We start from the raw sequence: 14,834 nt of genomic DNA, 5'->3' as shown, positions 1-14,834 counted from the left end.
CAGCATGATACGCAGACGAGTGCCCAAACGAATACCTAAACAAGCTCCCCCGGCAACCGCCCCGAAGACAGGCTCAGCCGATACCACCTTTTAATGGCAGGTCTTGTCACGGCAGGTCGTGGCCGAGCCATTCCTCAATCATGTAGCGTGCGATCGTGGCTTTGCCCGGAGCCTCCATACGTCCCGAAACCAGTTCGCTCATGTATTCGTCGCGTGTGACCCAACGCGCCTGCAACGTTTCCTCGCCGTCCACGTGCACGTCGGTGGTGACCGCCACGCCTTTGAACGCCATCATGAGAGACGAGGGGAACGGCCACGGCTGGGAGCCGAGGTATTTGAGTTCGCCTATTTCGATGCCGACTTCCTCTTTGGCTTCGCGCCGGCATGCGTGCTCCAGGTTTTCGCCAGCCTCCACGAATCCGGCCGAAACCGAGTACAGGCCGTTGTTGCGCCATGCGCTGTTGTGCTGCAGCAGCAGACGGTCATCATGGTCGACGATCGCGGTGATCACCGCTGGCTCGATTCGGGGGAACAGCAAACGATTGCCATCCTCATCGCTCGTGCAGTGCTGAGCCCAGCCGCCGAGCGCCGGTTCGACGGGCGCGCCGCACGTCGGGCAGTGACGCTGCCGGGCGTGCCACATGCTGAGCGAGATGGCGGAGGTTGCCTGTCCGGCTTCGCGTGCGCTGGCGTGGGGTGCGAATCCGCGCAGGTCCACCCAGTCGAATCGGGTTGCCGCGCTTTCCAGCAGCGATTTCGCGTTTTCCTGCGATTCGTGCGCCGGCACTTCGGCGAACGCGTCGTCCGCTCCCCCGCTGCGAGCCGTCGCAGCCATAATCGTCGTATCGTTCGGCTGGACGTGCGTCACGTCCACGGCGACGACGTGCTCGCCCAATCGTCCGCCGTACGAGCCGAGGAATATGGCGAGCGCCGATGGGTGCGATTCGAGTTCCGCGGCAACGTACGCGCCCGGCAGTTGGGCGAGGCGCATTTTCACGTTGGCGTAGTCGGCGATGGCGCCTTGGCCGTGCGGCACGGCCACTTTGCCGTCTTTGACGAGGATGACTTTCGTTGCCGGTTCCGCCAGGACTTTGGCGAACAGATCGGGTTCGCCGCGTCGTGCCACTTCGTAGTCGATGTCTCCTTGGGCGAGTGGCAGGAACGGCAGGGTCTGCGTCAATGCCAGTGGTGAGAACACGCTCATGGTTGTGTTGCCTCTTTCATGCGTGTTATATACGGAATATATTCGTTATACATACGTAGTACATATTTCGTATATACGTTTTATATATTTTCTCTATATCTTGTCGATACGCCGGATGGTCTGCCACAGATAATCGTCGCAGCCGGCTCAGCCGACTCGCTTCACCAGTTCCAGCAACGCGGCGGCCACCTGGTCGGGGTGTTCGTACGCGCTGAAGTGACCGCAGTCGTCGATCACCGTCATCGTCACGTCGGTTTTCGTCATCGCGTCGGCGACCGGCTTCATCACTGCCGGCGGGCTGGACGGGTCCTTGTCGCCGCAGATTACTGCGACTGGCACGTTGATGTTCGGCAGCACGTCGTTCAGGTCGGGACGGCCTGCGGCCATGCGTTCGCGCCAGGCGATGCCTACTGCGGGCTGTTCGTTGATCCACGTTTCGAACTGCCTGCAGTAGGCGTCCGACTGCTTCACGGTGGAATCGGCTTCCGACGGCACGGCGAATCCCATGACCGGCTCGTGTGTGCCGGTCGTTTCGCAGTCGGTGGCGATTGCGACGCGCTTCAATCGCATGCCGGCGGAGTCGGCGTCGGCTTTCGTGTCGCACAGGGCGAGCGCCGCCACCGCTTCCGGATGCAGGCGTTGAATGTCGAGAATCAGGTAGCCGCCCATCGACAGGCCCACCCAGATGGCTTTGCTGTAGCCGGCGGCGTGCAGCAGGTCCACGTACGCGTCCGCCATGCGGTCCAGTCCGTATGGGAACGCGCCGTCGGCGTCCTTGCCGCCGCTGTCTTCGTCGGACGGAATCGGTCCTTCGCCGGCGCCGGGCATGTCCGGAGCCCAGATCGCAAATGGTTTCACAGCTTGGTCGCGTAAAGCCGCCGCGCACTCGTCCCACATGCGGTGGTCCACCGGAAAGCCGTGCACGAGCACCACCGGCGTGGTTTCGGTATCGTTGCCGCCGTCCGTATATATGTTGTTGTTCAGTTCAATCGCCATATTTTTTCTAATCCTCCCCTATCTGCCTATTCGCCTAGTTTGCTTGGCTTTTGCCCCGCGTGCGCGGCTTGTCCTACTTGCCGGTCCATGCGAGCGCCTGCCGCACGATGGTGCCGTAACCATTGGCCATCTGCCCGACGAAGGTGTCGAGCATGTCTCCGGACGGGTCGACCCATTCCACATCGAGCGTCTCGTCCTGCGGCTTGCAATCGCCGGCGATCGGCACCACGTAGCACAGCGCGATCGCATGTTGGCGTGGATCGTAATAGTCGGATAGGCCGGGTGTCGGGAAGAATTCGGCCACGGTGAACGGCTGCAGGCTGATCGGCAGCTGCGGCAGGGCGATATCGCCCAAATCTTTTGCGACGTTGCGCGCCACCGCTTCACGCAACGATTCGTGATAGAGCACACGTCCGGCGATCAATGTGCGTTCGATACCGCCGTCGTCGGTGACGCGCAGCAGCGAGCCGATTTGCGCCACCCTGCCGAGATCGTCGGTGCGCACCGGCACGACCACGACGTACGGAATCGGTATTTCGTGGCGCATGCGGTTGATTTCGTCCGATGGGAGCCATCCCGGAGGGTTGCCCATTCCGCGGATGAAATCCTCCGGCGTAATGTCGTCGAATTCCCCGCGATGGCGGTTGGCGTCGAAATCGCCCTCGTCGGGCACTTCATCATTCATCACTGGCATGGTTCCATTATCACGCACGGCATGTGAATGTCACGTGCTTCCGATTCTTCCCATAGCGCAATCGGGTGCGGCAGTGTGTTTGCGTGGCGTGCGGCTATATACTTTTCGCAAACGGTCTTTCGCAATATTGCGCAGCATTGCACGATATTGTTTTTGAAATCGGCTTATAGCGTAAGCCGGGGAATGGGGAACGCATATGGCAACGCATGCAGTCACTTCGCAGGATTTCAACCAGGTCGTCGAATCCAATGATCTAGTGTTCGTGGATTTCTGGGCCACGTGGTGCGGTCCGTGCCGTGCATTCGGCCCAACGTTCGAGAAGGCAAGCGAGGCGAATCCGGACGTCTATTTCGCGAAGGTGGATATCGATCAGAATCCCGATCTGGCCGCCGCGGCCAAGGTTCAGGCAGTGCCGACGCTGATGGTCGTCAAGAAGCAGCAGATCATCTTCCAACAGGCCGGCGCGTTGCGCGCTTCCGATTTGGATGATCTGATCAGCCAGGCCAAGGCGTTGGATATGGATGCGGCCGCTTCCGATGGGAACACCGCTTCCAGCGGAGACGCCAAAGTGAAAACGCCAAGTAGTCAGTCGGAACGATGATTCGGCCCGTCGCCTGCGCGTTGCATACGTTATCTTCAAGTTCCTTGGGGTGCGGTAGACTATATGCAGTTGCGCGCATTCCGGCGGAACCCTAGCGGTTGTGCGCCGTGCCCTAGGCACGGAATCCGCCGAGGAATTGTACCCGATGTAGGAGCAGAATGGCTAGCCATAAGAAACATGCCCAACCAACTACGTTTGCCTTGCCGGGCAAATCTCAGATGGTGAAGATTGTCGCAACGGTTGCGGCAGTGGGGCTGTTGGCCACTGGCGGCATCGTGTCGCATAATCTGTACGCCACCGCGGAGAAGTCTCCTGCCAAGCAGGTCACCGCGTATTCCGTCACCGACAGCATCGAAGCCTCCCGTGGCAACGCCCGTGAGGCGCTTTCCGGAGATACTTCGTACGTCACCGTGAAGATCAACGGCAAGACCCGCGTGGTTCCCGGCATGCATTTCACCGACGTGAAGTCCGTGCTTGACGCGGGCGACATCACCCTTGATACGGAAGACACCGTTTCCCCGTCTTTGGATACGAAGGTGAACGAGAACACCGTCATCAAGATCGAACGTGCCGGCGCTTCCGTTGAGGTGTCTGATACGGATATCGCATTCAACACGGTCAAGAAAGAGACCTCCAGCCTGCCGAAGGGCCAGGAGAAGGTCGAGACCGAAGGCGCGAACGGTGTTATGGAGACCACGAACCTCGTCACCAAGTCCGGCGGCAAGGTCATGTCTTCCAATATGATCAGCTCTTTCGTGAAGAAGGCTCCGACCGACAAGGTGATCCTCGTCGGCACCGGCTCCTCGTCCACGCCGTCCGCGGCCGCAGCGTCGATCGGCACCACCGTGCCGGCTGGCGAAATGCAGCAGTGGGCTCACGATTATCTGCTGTCCAGCGGCTATTCCGAGGCTGATTTCACCGCGACCGTGTACATCATTTCCCACGAATCCGGTTGGAATGTTTCCGCCACGAACCCGTCTTCCGGTGCCTACGGCCTGCCGCAAGCTCTGCCCGGTTCGAAGATGGTGAGCGCCGGCGCTGACTGGGCCACCAACTATCAGACCCAGCTCAAGTGGTTCTGGGGCTACTGCGCACAGCGCTACGGCTCCATCCAGGGCGCCTACACCTACTGGCTCGCCCACCACTGCTACTGAGTTTTAGTTTTTCAGACAGGAGAGGTTCCGCACACATTGTGCGGAACCTCTCCTGTCTTATATGCCTCTTTTATATTTCATATGGAAAGATGCAGGCCATTCATGGCGTTACGGTTGTTTATGCACGCAATTCATTCATCGCTTTTATCGCGGCCCTTTTGGCCATCTTACGCGTGAGCGAACGGCCAGACGCAACGGGCTCGAAAAAGCCATCATGCTCTTTTTCCACCGTCCATCGCCAACCAAGCACGTTATTTTGAGCGACTCGAATACTGAACGAAAATCCTACACGCCCACTACCTGCCACATTCATTCCAAGCTCCCTTTTTCAGGATTTTTGGGCTGGATGCATACGTACTCATTATTAGCGTTTATGGACGTTTCGCACAGCCTATCAAGATACTGCATATAGTACAGCACTCACATCAAGAGAACTGTACTATATGCGATTTTTCAAGCTGAGCGGAATATTGTTCACTTACTCGCCATCTTTGGCCGTATGATGCGAACCTTTGCGGGGACCGCGCTTGCCGGATACACCCTTTGAAGCATCGGCCACAGCAAAAATGACAACCTTCTCATCCGGGTAGGACTCGCCATCCATGGCGAAATAGGCAATCTGGTCGTCTGCGACCGGCGGGAAAGTGAAATACTTCTGCACCGCTACCAGCACATCGGTGGTACGCACGGTCACGGAAGAAGCCTTTCCTGCAGCGTCAGAGTCGACGCCATCGGCCTTGCTTCGCTTGGTCTTGCAGAACTTGATGGCGTTCTCGTCTTTGGCGTTGCATGCCTGGACTGCGATCTTCTTCCGCTTGTCATTCACCAGCAATTTCACGTATGCCGGGCATCCGAGCGCTTCGGTCACGCCTTTGGAAAAGCGAACGGATGATTCCATGACCGTCATGGTCATCTTATTGGTGGTGGTCTTTTCTCCCACTGCTTCAAATCCGTCAAGAACAGACATGCCAACCCCTTGAAAATATAGGATATTAATTACATGCAATATAATACAACAATTCGCATAAATACACCCTTTTTTTCACTAATAAAATAGGGGGTATCTCCGCTTTCCAGCAGAAATACCCCCTGTATTTCCAAGAATATAGCAATAATTCATAGACTTCATTGAACAAGTTTTCATTGAGATGAATTCAAGGAAAACATGCACCAATAATGTCGAGAATTACCGCGCCATATTTCAATAGTCGTATTTCACATCATTGGTCATTTTGCCACACGGCGTCTGATCGAGCTTCATATCAGCCGTGGCCTTGTCAGACACGGTCACGTCGAACTCGTACGTCACGCTCTTGCCAGGTGCGATGTACGCCATACTGGAGTTCAATGGCTTGCCGTCCATGGTGGCATTGCTACGGTCACGCACATCACCGGTCACGGCGATTGATCCAATCGAACCACCTGCAGGCGCGTAAATCAGCACACGCTGCGCGGATGTGCCACTCGGCGCCACGGGCACGCCACCAACGCCCTTCTGCTCACCACCGAGAATGTAACTCGTGCAGGTAGCCATTTCCGTGGAAGTCATACGGTTGGTCAGCGTGTACTTCACGTGGTAGGTCTTGTCACCTGTCTTGGTCACTTCGCTGGTACGGTCGATATACCAACCCATCTTCGAAGGATTCTGCTCGCTGATGTAAATGCCCGTTTCCGGATTGGTCTCGCTCTCAGGCGCATTCTTGGCGAGTCCAGCACCTTGGAAGTACTTCGCTTCGTCATCGTGGAACGTGTAGGCGTAGAAGTGGCGGTTCTCGGCCAAATCACCGATGCTTTGCGCCACCTTCATCATCTTGTCCACAGTCATGTTGCCAAAAGCGCCGTCCATCACCGTTTTGGCAATGTACTCGAAGTATTCGTCCTGCTGTGCCACAGGAACGTCCTTGTAGATGGTGTTGAGCATGTATTCGGCGGTGTTCTCGCCGGTAAGCACAGTGCCGTTGGACAAAGTGACTGGTCCGTTGATCTCCACCATCTTCTGGATGAACACCGGATCCACGGAAATCAAACCGTCGATGTTGCAGGCATATTGCGAACGCTGCCATGAAGCGTTGAGCATTTCCGCGTTGCGGGAAACATCCGGCACCGCGAAGGTGTCTCGCACGTCGAAGGAGAAACCCAACGGCCTGTTGAATACCGCATGTTCCTCAGCGGTGCCGTTGTTGCCATTGACGAACTCACCATTCGGGTGGAAGTCCCCCACCGCGATTTTGCCATGATCCGCAGTCATGGTGCCGAGAGAGCCAACCAAGCCGCCGCCGGAACGTGTTTCGGATGTGGTCTGTGCCGCCAGCAAGTATGTGCGGGCACCGTTCTGGCCGAGGAAGGAAGGCAGCATGTGAGTGGCGTTGCTGACCTGTCCGACCAAATCGGCGATATTGTCAAGCTGGTCCTTGCCCTGCTGATAGGCTTTCTTCACCATGCCGATTTTCGGCTCGGCAAGACTGTTATACTGCTTGTTCTGCTGCTGCACCTGCTGGTTGAGCTTGTCGAAGTTACCTTGCGCATCGGCGATTGGCTGCAGATTAAGTTGCCCTTCCGCACCGGAAAGATTGGCATCGGCAAGCTGTTGCACCGCAGTGGTCAACGATGGCAGTGTCTGCTGTGCAAGGTTGTCCACGACTTCCGTCATGCCTTGCACAGTGGCGATGTCACTGCCGACGAACGGCATTTTCGCAGCCACGTTCCATAATGAACCGTGCGCAATCTGCTTGGCCTGCGTCGTCTGCTGCTGAGCCTGCGCGATGGACGCCTGCGACGCGGCGGCATCCTTGAGCTTTGCAGGGTCATTGATTGCGGATAGTGAGGATATGGCTTGCGATTCGTGTGCCTTGACGCTTTTTGCCTGCTTATACAGTTGCATACCAAACACTGCAGCAATGGCAAGTAGCACGATCAGCACCGCAAGTACAATAAGCGTCACATTCCGTGCCGTATGTTTTTCCCGTATTGCTTGAGCATGTTGCCCCATGCTTTGCTCCTCAAATCATTAAGCACTCAATTTGACTATTCCAGCGCATTATTGTGCCACATGGCACCCCTTTTTTTCGGCCGCCAAATGAAATTTCCCTCTGTTCCATCACAAGAACAGAGGGAAAATCACAGAAAACCCACTTATTGGCTCAGTACGATCCACGGCCAGTGAAGATTACCATCACGGTTTTGGCAAGAATCGCAAGATCTCCAGCGATGGACCAATTCTCAATGTAGGAGACGTCCAAATATTCGCTTTGCTCCTGTGAAAGATCCGACCGGCCGGACACCTGCCACGGACCGGTGATGCCCGGCTTGACCAGCAGTCGGGCGGAATATAGGGAACCATAGCGGGCCACTTCTTCCGGCAATGCCGGGCGCGGACCGACCAGAGACATATCGCCTTTGAGCACGTTGTAGAACTGCGGGAACTCATCCAAAGAAGTCTTACGGATGAAGTGACCTACCTTGGTGATACGCGGATCATCTTTCATTTTGAAGATGAACCGGTCTTCCTGCCCAGTTTCCTCAGCGAGTTTCTTCTTCAGCTCCTCAGCATTGGTGACCATGGAACGGAATTTATACATTTTGAACGGCTTGCCGTGCAGTCCGATACGGGTCTGAGAGAAGAACACCGGACCGCCATCATCAAGCTTGATGGCGATGGCGACGCCGAGAAGAATCGGAGAGGAAATAATCAGCGCGCACAGTGAGCCGATGATGTCCAGCAAACGCTTGATTACGTTCGCAGCTCCCGTGTACTGCGGCAGGGAAGCCAACAGAACTGGCTGTTCCGTGGTGTTTCGCAGATACAAACGGTGACCGCTCACATCCGCCAGGGAGACCGCCAAGGCAAGTTCCATACCCAGCGACTCCACCGCAAGAGAAAGACCATGCAACATTTCGGAATCACGCGAAAGCACGTCAGCCACATAGACTTCCTGTACACCGAGGCTTTCGCAAATACGTGGGAATGCCGAGTTGAAAGGAATCACCTTAAGTTTGCTGGAGCCTTCGATATTGGCATCCGGTGTGTATGAGGTAACCACATAAGCGTCTTTTGAAGCTGGATCCGCTTCAATTGGGCATACAGCAACTGGTTCGTACCCCCAATTCATGCAGTTGCGCATGGTCTGCAAGGCTTTGTTGATGCCATCGGAAGATCCGATGACCACCGTTCTGTACTTGCAAGAGCCTTTGCTGCGGTGACGATGCAACGCTTGACGCATCCGCCAACGTGCGATGATGTCCAAGAAGAAGGCGATGACTGGCGCGATAATCAACGCAGTGCGGGGCAATGCCAGTTTGAAAATAAATGCAAGGCTGCAGTATGAGATGATGGTCAGCAACGACGCACTGATGATTTTGGCATACAGCTCATAGCCGTCCGCCATAACATGGCGGTGGTATGTGCCCGCGAATGCCAGACACAGCAACCAAATCAGGCTGAACAGAATGAGGAAAAGCCAAAATGGCATCACATCGCCGATGGCATCGAAAGCAGCACCGTTGATTACAAGGCTGACGGTCAACGAAAGCAGCATCACTGCCAAATCGATGGCGATCAGGCTGGCGACGAAGGCGAAACGCCACCGGGGAGTCGATTCAGCCTTGCCGCGCCTATGTCCTTCCTTTTCCGCAGGAAACGGGGTATTGGAAAAAGTCATCGGCTCGAACTGCTTTTGCAGACGCTGATTCTGCATGGACGCGTATGCCTGTCGATGCGCATTGGACGAGACGATATGAATCTCTTGAGTCCTCATACCTTGCTCGCCGTTTGGTGCGCCGGATTCACCGGTATTCACGCCTTGCATGTATCTCCCTCCCCTTCAGCTGCATACGGCAAACAATTTACCACAGCCCCCCCCCCCCGAAATTAAGAGGGACCTATGGGGGTACCATTCGCTATATCCAAATCCTTCTCCGGTATGGCTTATTCGCCAGCAGTACCTGTATCTGAGTTGTCGTTACCGCCGTCCGAACCACCATTGCCGTTGTCGTTCGAATCGCCATTACCACCGTTACCGCCGGTTGAACCACCGTTGCCGTTCGAATCGCCATTACCACCGGTCGAACCGCCATTACCGTCGTTAGAACCGCCGTTACCGCCGGTCGAACCACCGTTACCGTTGCCGGTCGAATCGCCATTACCACCGGTTGAGCCACCATTGTTATTGCCACCGGTCGAACCACCACCGTTCACACCGTTTCCAGAGCCCGGACCAAATTGCCACGTATATGTGTAACGCCGGTTCGTAGTGCCGTTATTGGTATTCGAATTGGTATTCGACTGGGCATTGGCCGCAGTTTGCTCCGCCACAGACTTGTTTACGCCGTCAGAAGTCGAGGAAATCACCTTCGAAGCGTTCTGCATGGCCGCAACATCGGTGCTTTTGCCATCGAGGAGTTTCTGGGCAGCGTCAATCGCCTTGGCAAGCGCGTCACGTGTCGACTCGTCCGCAACCTGGCCTGCAGAACCGTCAAGCAACGTCTTTGCGTCAGCAATGGCCTTCTGCAATGCGGCAGTCGTCTTATTCACTTCCAAAGCTCGCTTGCTGGCGTCCACAGCTGTGGCTGCTGCGGTAACGGCCTTGGTCTGTTCTTTGATATTGCTGATCTGCTTGCTCATGCTACGGGCGTGCGCACGCAGTGTGGTTTCAGACAGCAACACCGAACATCCGCCGACCGTCTTGAGGTTCTGCGCCTTGGTCACGGCCTGAGTGAGTTGGTCGATTGTGGCGGCATCCGCCACCTGGTTTGCCGCAGTGCCCTGCAGACTGGTTGCCTGTTCGATGGCGTTTTGCAGTTTTTCGTTGGCTTTGGAGTATTTGGATTTCGCCTTCTCACATACCACCACTGCCGCACGCTGTTCTTTCGAATTGATACGATTGCGTACCACGATGACGCCGGCGATAGCAACCGCCACTGCCGCAATCGCAGCGACAATGGCAATAATCTTTCGCTTGTCCGCAGATGGCTCTTTCGGTGCGACCGGAATGGTTTTCAGCGGATCGTGTTCCGGATCTTCCGCGGCCAGCTCCTCTAGGTCGGTTATGCCATCCGAAGTGTCAAAGGCCTGAGTCGCTTCGGCGTCCTGTTCATCTGTCGAAGAGACGAGGGGTGGCAGAGTGGCGGTTTCCTCGGCATCGGCTGGTGCAACCGCATCATCGAAATCGATGGTGTCGAGCGGCATACTGGGTATATCCGCGATTGTTGGCGCAGCCGAAACCGGCTGTTCCGTTTGCGCAGGTACGGAGGAAGCGATGGTGCGGGGCTCAGCAAGCGAAGCCCCATCCGCACCATCGGCTTCTTCCGAATCGGTAGGCTGCAATTTGGGGAAGGTCAGCGGAGGAATATCCCAGCTGGTGTCCACCACATCCCGAGATATGTTGGACAGAATACCGTTCATAGACCGGGAATCATCGTTCTCAGTTGCCATACACCCCTCATTCCATGGAGAAGGGAACCATCAGTGCCGCTTCTTCCCCTTCGCGCGATGGCTGCTGCGCGGCGCACCATCCTCATAGTAATAGTAATAATTGGAATGCGTATTGGTCTTCTTCGGATCTGCACGATTGAAGATGAAGCCAAGCACCGGCACCTGCGCGGTGGCGAGCGTGTCGGACGCCTCCTGCAGGGACTTCTTCTCGCACACGTTACGGCTGACCACCAGCAGAAGGCCCTTGGCCCAACGGCCGAATACCGCTCCATCGTTGGACACCGTCAACGGGGCGGTATCAATAATCACGTAATCGTATTGGGTGAGCGCCTGCTCCACCATGAGCTTCATGGTTTCGGAACCCAGCAGCACGCCAGCGTTCGCCGGCCTCTTGCCGCCAGGCAGAATGTGCAGGTTCGGCTTCCAGTAGCTCTGCACCACGTCCTTCGGGCCCATCTGTCCGGACAGCACGTGCGTCAGACCGGCGGCACCTTCAATGCCCAAGTGGTGAGCAACGGACGGGTGGCGAAGATCAGCGTCGATAAGCAGTACTTTCGCACCATCTTCAGCAAGGGCCACCGCAGTGTTGATAGCCATGGTGGTCTTGCCTTCGGACGGCTGCGCAGACGTGATGACAAGCAGCTGGCCCACACCTTCGGTGCGGTCGGTCTGCAGGAACTCAATATTCGTATGGATACGGCGGAATTCTTCGGCGATGGCACCGTTGGGCTGGCTCACCAACACCGGGCGCTTGCTTTCGAGTGAATCGTCCACGGGAACAGAACCAAGAGACGATGCCCGAACAACACCTCGCACGTCAGACGGCTCCTCGACTCTCGTGTTGAGCAGGTCTTTGATGAGCGCTGCGAACACGCCCACAATCAGACCAAGCACCACGCCAACGGCCAAATACAGGACGGTCTTCGGGGACGACTTGGTCAATGGGGTCTGTGCTTTCTGCACAATAGAGACCTTTACCGGGGACGTGTCCCCGGTATATAAATCGTTTTCAATCACCGTTTTCAGCGACTCCGCCACGGCATTGGCAATGTCAGCAGCCTGCTTCGGATCGCCGTCTACCGCGGCAATATTCACAAAGGCGGTGTTGGTTGGATTGGTGACGGTGATCTGGCCCGCCAGATCGTCAACGGTTTCGTCCAAACCGAGCTCGTTGATGACCGGCTTGAGCACCTTTTCAGTGGCGGCCAACGTCGGATACGAAGTAATCTGGTTGGAAATATACGTGCCACCGGTGGATTGCTGGCTGATGCTTTCCCCGTCTTGGGAGGCGTTATAGGTAGCCATGGCCTGAGCCGTTGCCGTATATTTCGGCGGTGCCAGGAAAGTATATGCGCTCACGCCTGCCACTACCACCACGAATGCGATGATCGCGGTGACCAGATGCTTACGAATGATTTTGAGCAGATCCATCAGAGTGATGCCGTCATCCGCTTCCTCAACTACCCCTTGCGGTGCGGTAGGCTGCTGCACATTAGCGTTCTCTACAGAAGTCACTGAACTTCCCCATCTCACGTTGACAATATCCTTTCCAACAATAATCTTCCCCCTCGAACTATTCCTCATCCCTTCATACATTGAACACATTTTTGGGAACTCAAACAGATGGGCCGTGAAATAAGGAACATTCCCTGTCGATATCGTGCGCGCACGAGACTTATTGGCAATATTTGGCATATTCAGTGGCTGATTTTGGGCGGGCTGTTTCTGACCGCAAGAAAAAGTGCCACCGGCCGACCGTGCCAAGTGAACAAGGCCGCCAACACCTGCTGTTAGCCTTTCCTACGCCCAACTTAAGGCGATTTGGGAGAACGACAAGGCAAGCTGGAAGAATACGCTGTCCCGCCAGCAAGGCGTGTACATAATAACCAATACCGATAATGGGAAACTGTATGTGGGAATCGCCACCGGAAGGAACGGCATATATCAGCGGTGGAAAAACTACATAGATAATGGCCACGGCGGCAATACAGAACTAAGCAAACTTGTGGAGCAGCAGGAGAAGCGTACGTAGAGACGCATTTCCGTTACACGCTTTTGGAACATTACGATTCCACCGTGCCCAAAAACGTCGTCCTCGCCCGAGAAGCCTATTGGAAGCAGGCACTGGACACCCGCAAACACGGATACAACGATAATTAGGCCTTGCCAGATATAGATACCCCAAGAATTTCCTCAAATCATTGGTAGTGACCGGTACAGGCTTTCATCATCATTCCGCCACGCCCTGAAAGTGACGGAATGTATGTGCCCAGCTCCCCATTTCGCTTATATGTGGCAGATTTCAAGAGATGGAAACTCCCATTTCGCTTATACGCGGCAGATTCCGAGAGATGGAAACTCCCATTTCGCCTATATATGGCAGGTCATAACGGGCAAAAGCCACTTTGGGGGTACATTTTCCACAGTTAAAGGGTATATCTCTGCCGATTACCTGCCACAGATAAGCGAAATGACATTTTCACGCCGCCCAAATCCGCCACTCATAAGGCAGATGACCCTCTTCACCGCCAGTCGAAGCGCCGCCCATTGGAACGTCTCCAGTCAAAACACTCCTCGTCGAAGTGCCGCTCATCGACGCAATCCATAAGAAGCACCGTCAGTCAAAGTGTCATCAGGGTGCTGCCTCAATGAGGCAGCACCCCTAACGCATCATCCGTCTCGAGGGATCAGCTCTTTTGGTTGGGGACGAGCATGATCTCGCCGTCGGCTATACCCTTGAGATGCTGGCCGTACGGGCTCTTGCCGTAACGCTCGGCAGACTCCATGAGCTGGCCGCGCGTGATCCAACCGTTCTCGAACGCGATCTCCTCCACGATCGCGATCGGCAGGCCCTGCGCCCGCCACTGAGCCTCTCGCCTCATCGTCCAAACACCAAGCTTGCAGCGGACACCATGCCGCAAGAACCTGCCAAGAGATGAGGACCCACGGAAGGAAACGACGAATTTTGTTGCACGATTCCGATTTTCGGGGCAAATTTCGAATCGTGCAACATTTTTCCTGCCGAAATGCGGTTTTCCCACCTATTTCATACCCCCGAACCGGCTTTCCCGACACTTTCGCGCGACTACGGGGGTGTGCGGTGTAGCACGATTCCAAAAAACGGCCAAAAAATGGAATCGTGTGACATTTACGGAGCACAGAACGTGCCGAAACAGACGAAACCATGTGACCATGGCAAGGAAAACGCATTCCAAGCTCCGCTTTTCATGCATTTTGATGCTCCGGGTCTCCCCTATCGGTAACAGGAATCGAGAGTCCCGAAAATGCCGCCGTCTCGATCGAAACGACTCCTATCCCGATATAGAAGGGGATACATCGCGAAGACTGCCGCACGTAAACAGAAAGCACCAAGGCAATGGATAACGTCCGGATTCTTGCGCATTTTCGGATTTCGGCCTTGATGGAAAGGGACATGGACCGTGCCGGGTACGATTTTCAGTCGCCAGACAATGAAAAACCGCGATTGGAAAGAGGCACGGAGCCATGTCCAAGGAAATCATACAGTTCGACCAGGCCATGTTCGAGACCAAGCTCGACACCATGGTGCGAGAGAAGGTCGAGCGGATCGTCAACGCGATGCTCGACGCCGAGGCGGACGAGATCGCCAACGCCGCCAGATACGAGCGCACTGGGGAGCGGAAGGCATACAGGGCCGGCCACTACGAACGCAAGCTCAAAGGCGGGTAGTGCCCGCTTCTTTGCGCAGATTGGCTGTTGGCCAGCTGTTGGCGTGA

At 55.7% G+C, this 14,834-nt stretch carries 11 protein-coding genes and 2 pseudogenes; 4 read left to right on the top strand and 9 right to left on the bottom strand.

All coding sequences use genetic code 11. The features are described 5' to 3' along the window. Positions 1-106: 106 nt before the first annotated feature. The 3 genes from nudC to Q5H33_RS05540 all read right to left on the bottom strand — a co-directional run bounded on the left by nudC (position 107) and on the right by Q5H33_RS05540 (position 2,894). Complete coding sequence (gene nudC / locus Q5H33_RS05550) at positions 107-1,204, bottom strand: NAD(+) diphosphatase (protein WP_302423456.1); 1,098 nt, start codon at positions 1,202-1,204, stop codon at positions 107-109. A 147-nt stretch (positions 1,205-1,351) separates the two neighbouring features. Further along, positions 1,352-2,200, bottom strand: coding sequence for an alpha/beta fold hydrolase (locus tag Q5H33_RS05545; RefSeq protein WP_302423454.1), 849 nt, complete (start codon positions 2,198-2,200; stop codon positions 1,352-1,354). Positions 2,201-2,273: 73 nt separating this feature from the next. Beyond that, positions 2,274-2,894 carry a DUF4916 domain-containing protein gene (locus Q5H33_RS05540; protein ID WP_003806767.1) on the bottom strand — a complete coding sequence of 207 codons (621 nt, stop codon included), beginning with the start codon at positions 2,892-2,894 and terminating at the stop codon, positions 2,274-2,276. A 196-nt stretch (positions 2,895-3,090) separates the two neighbouring features. Here Q5H33_RS05540 and trxA point away from each other — a divergent pair, with 196 nt between their 5' ends. Together trxA and Q5H33_RS05530 are read left to right on the top strand one after the other, a co-directional pair. Beyond that, on the top strand, positions 3,091-3,495 hold the full coding sequence (gene trxA / locus Q5H33_RS05535) for a thioredoxin (protein WP_021913324.1): 405 nt from the start codon (positions 3,091-3,093) through the stop codon (positions 3,493-3,495). 158 nt (positions 3,496-3,653) lie between these two features. After that, on the top strand, positions 3,654-4,649 hold the full coding sequence (locus tag Q5H33_RS05530; RefSeq protein ID WP_302423451.1) for a G5 domain-containing protein: 996 nt from the start codon (positions 3,654-3,656) through the stop codon (positions 4,647-4,649). A gap of 478 nt (positions 4,650-5,127) precedes the next feature. Here the strand turns inward: Q5H33_RS05530 and Q5H33_RS05525 are convergent, their stop codons facing one another. From Q5H33_RS05525 to Q5H33_RS05505, 5 genes are all read right to left on the bottom strand, one after another. After that, a complete protein-coding gene (locus Q5H33_RS05525) occupies positions 5,128-5,616 on the bottom strand; it encodes a hypothetical protein (RefSeq protein ID WP_302423449.1) in 489 nt (162 codons plus the stop codon). A gap of 234 nt (positions 5,617-5,850) precedes the next feature. Then, positions 5,851-7,590 carry a DUF4012 domain-containing protein gene (locus Q5H33_RS05520; RefSeq protein ID WP_302423448.1) on the bottom strand — a complete coding sequence of 580 codons (1,740 nt, stop codon included), beginning with the start codon at positions 7,588-7,590 and terminating at the stop codon, positions 5,851-5,853. A 199-nt stretch (positions 7,591-7,789) separates the two neighbouring features. After that, on the bottom strand, positions 7,790-9,454 hold the full coding sequence (locus Q5H33_RS05515; RefSeq protein ID WP_302423446.1) for a sugar transferase: 1,665 nt from the start codon (positions 9,452-9,454) through the stop codon (positions 7,790-7,792). Between the two features lie 119 nt (positions 9,455-9,573). Beyond that, complete coding sequence (locus tag Q5H33_RS05510; RefSeq protein WP_302423444.1) at positions 9,574-11,079, bottom strand: hypothetical protein; 1,506 nt, start codon at positions 11,077-11,079, stop codon at positions 9,574-9,576. A gap of 30 nt (positions 11,080-11,109) precedes the next feature. After that, positions 11,110-12,519 carry a polysaccharide biosynthesis tyrosine autokinase gene (locus Q5H33_RS05505; RefSeq protein WP_302423467.1) on the bottom strand — a complete coding sequence of 470 codons (1,410 nt, stop codon included), beginning with the start codon at positions 12,517-12,519 and terminating at the stop codon, positions 11,110-11,112. Positions 12,520-12,952: 433 nt separating this feature from the next. Here Q5H33_RS05505 and Q5H33_RS08430 point away from each other — a divergent pair, with 433 nt between their 5' ends. Further along, positions 12,953-13,111, top strand: coding sequence for a GIY-YIG nuclease family protein (locus Q5H33_RS08430; RefSeq protein WP_161786594.1), 159 nt, complete (start codon positions 12,953-12,955; stop codon positions 13,109-13,111). Between the two features lie 655 nt (positions 13,112-13,766). On the opposite strand, the pseudogene Q5H33_RS05500 reads toward Q5H33_RS08430, so the two are convergent. Further along, a pseudogene (locus tag Q5H33_RS05500) lies at positions 13,767-13,940 on the bottom strand (nucleotidyl transferase); the annotation flags it as partial. Positions 13,941-14,583: 643 nt separating this feature from the next. Between Q5H33_RS05500 and Q5H33_RS05495 the strand changes: the two are divergent. Then, positions 14,584-14,769 (top strand): annotated as a pseudogene (locus Q5H33_RS05495) (transposase); the annotation flags it as partial. Between the last annotated feature and the right edge of the window lie 65 nt (positions 14,770-14,834).

Origin of the sequence: uncultured Bifidobacterium sp. (assembly GCF_959020145.1) — a bacterium.
GTDB lineage: Bacteria > Actinomycetota > Actinomycetes > Actinomycetales > Bifidobacteriaceae > Bifidobacterium.
The sequence above is the reverse complement of the archived record's forward strand: the minus strand, read 5'-3'. Positions and strand labels throughout refer to the sequence as shown.

What these genes read in the sequence shown, in the direction of transcription:
- nudC (WP_302423456.1), bottom strand. Translation starts at nt 1,204, where the DNA reads ATGAGCGTGTTCTCACCACTGGCATTGACGCAGACCCTGCCGTTCCTG.
- Q5H33_RS05545 (WP_302423454.1), bottom strand. Translation starts at nt 2,200, where the DNA reads ATGGCGATTGAACTGAACAACAACATATATACGGACGGCGGCAACGAT.
- Q5H33_RS05540 (WP_003806767.1), bottom strand. Translation starts at nt 2,894, where the DNA reads ATGCCAGTGATGAATGATGAAGTGCCCGACGAGGGCGATTTCGACGCC.
- trxA (WP_021913324.1), top strand. Translation starts at nt 3,091, where the DNA reads ATGGCAACGCATGCAGTCACTTCGCAGGATTTCAACCAGGTCGTCGAA.
- Q5H33_RS05530 (WP_302423451.1), top strand. Translation starts at nt 3,654, where the DNA reads ATGGCTAGCCATAAGAAACATGCCCAACCAACTACGTTTGCCTTGCCG.
- Q5H33_RS05525 (WP_302423449.1), bottom strand. Translation starts at nt 5,616, where the DNA reads ATGTCTGTTCTTGACGGATTTGAAGCAGTGGGAGAAAAGACCACCACC.
- Q5H33_RS05515 (WP_302423446.1), bottom strand. Translation starts at nt 9,454, where the DNA reads ATGCAAGGCGTGAATACCGGTGAATCCGGCGCACCAAACGGCGAGCAA.
- Q5H33_RS05510 (WP_302423444.1), bottom strand. Translation starts at nt 11,079, where the DNA reads ATGGCAACTGAGAACGATGATTCCCGGTCTATGAACGGTATTCTGTCC.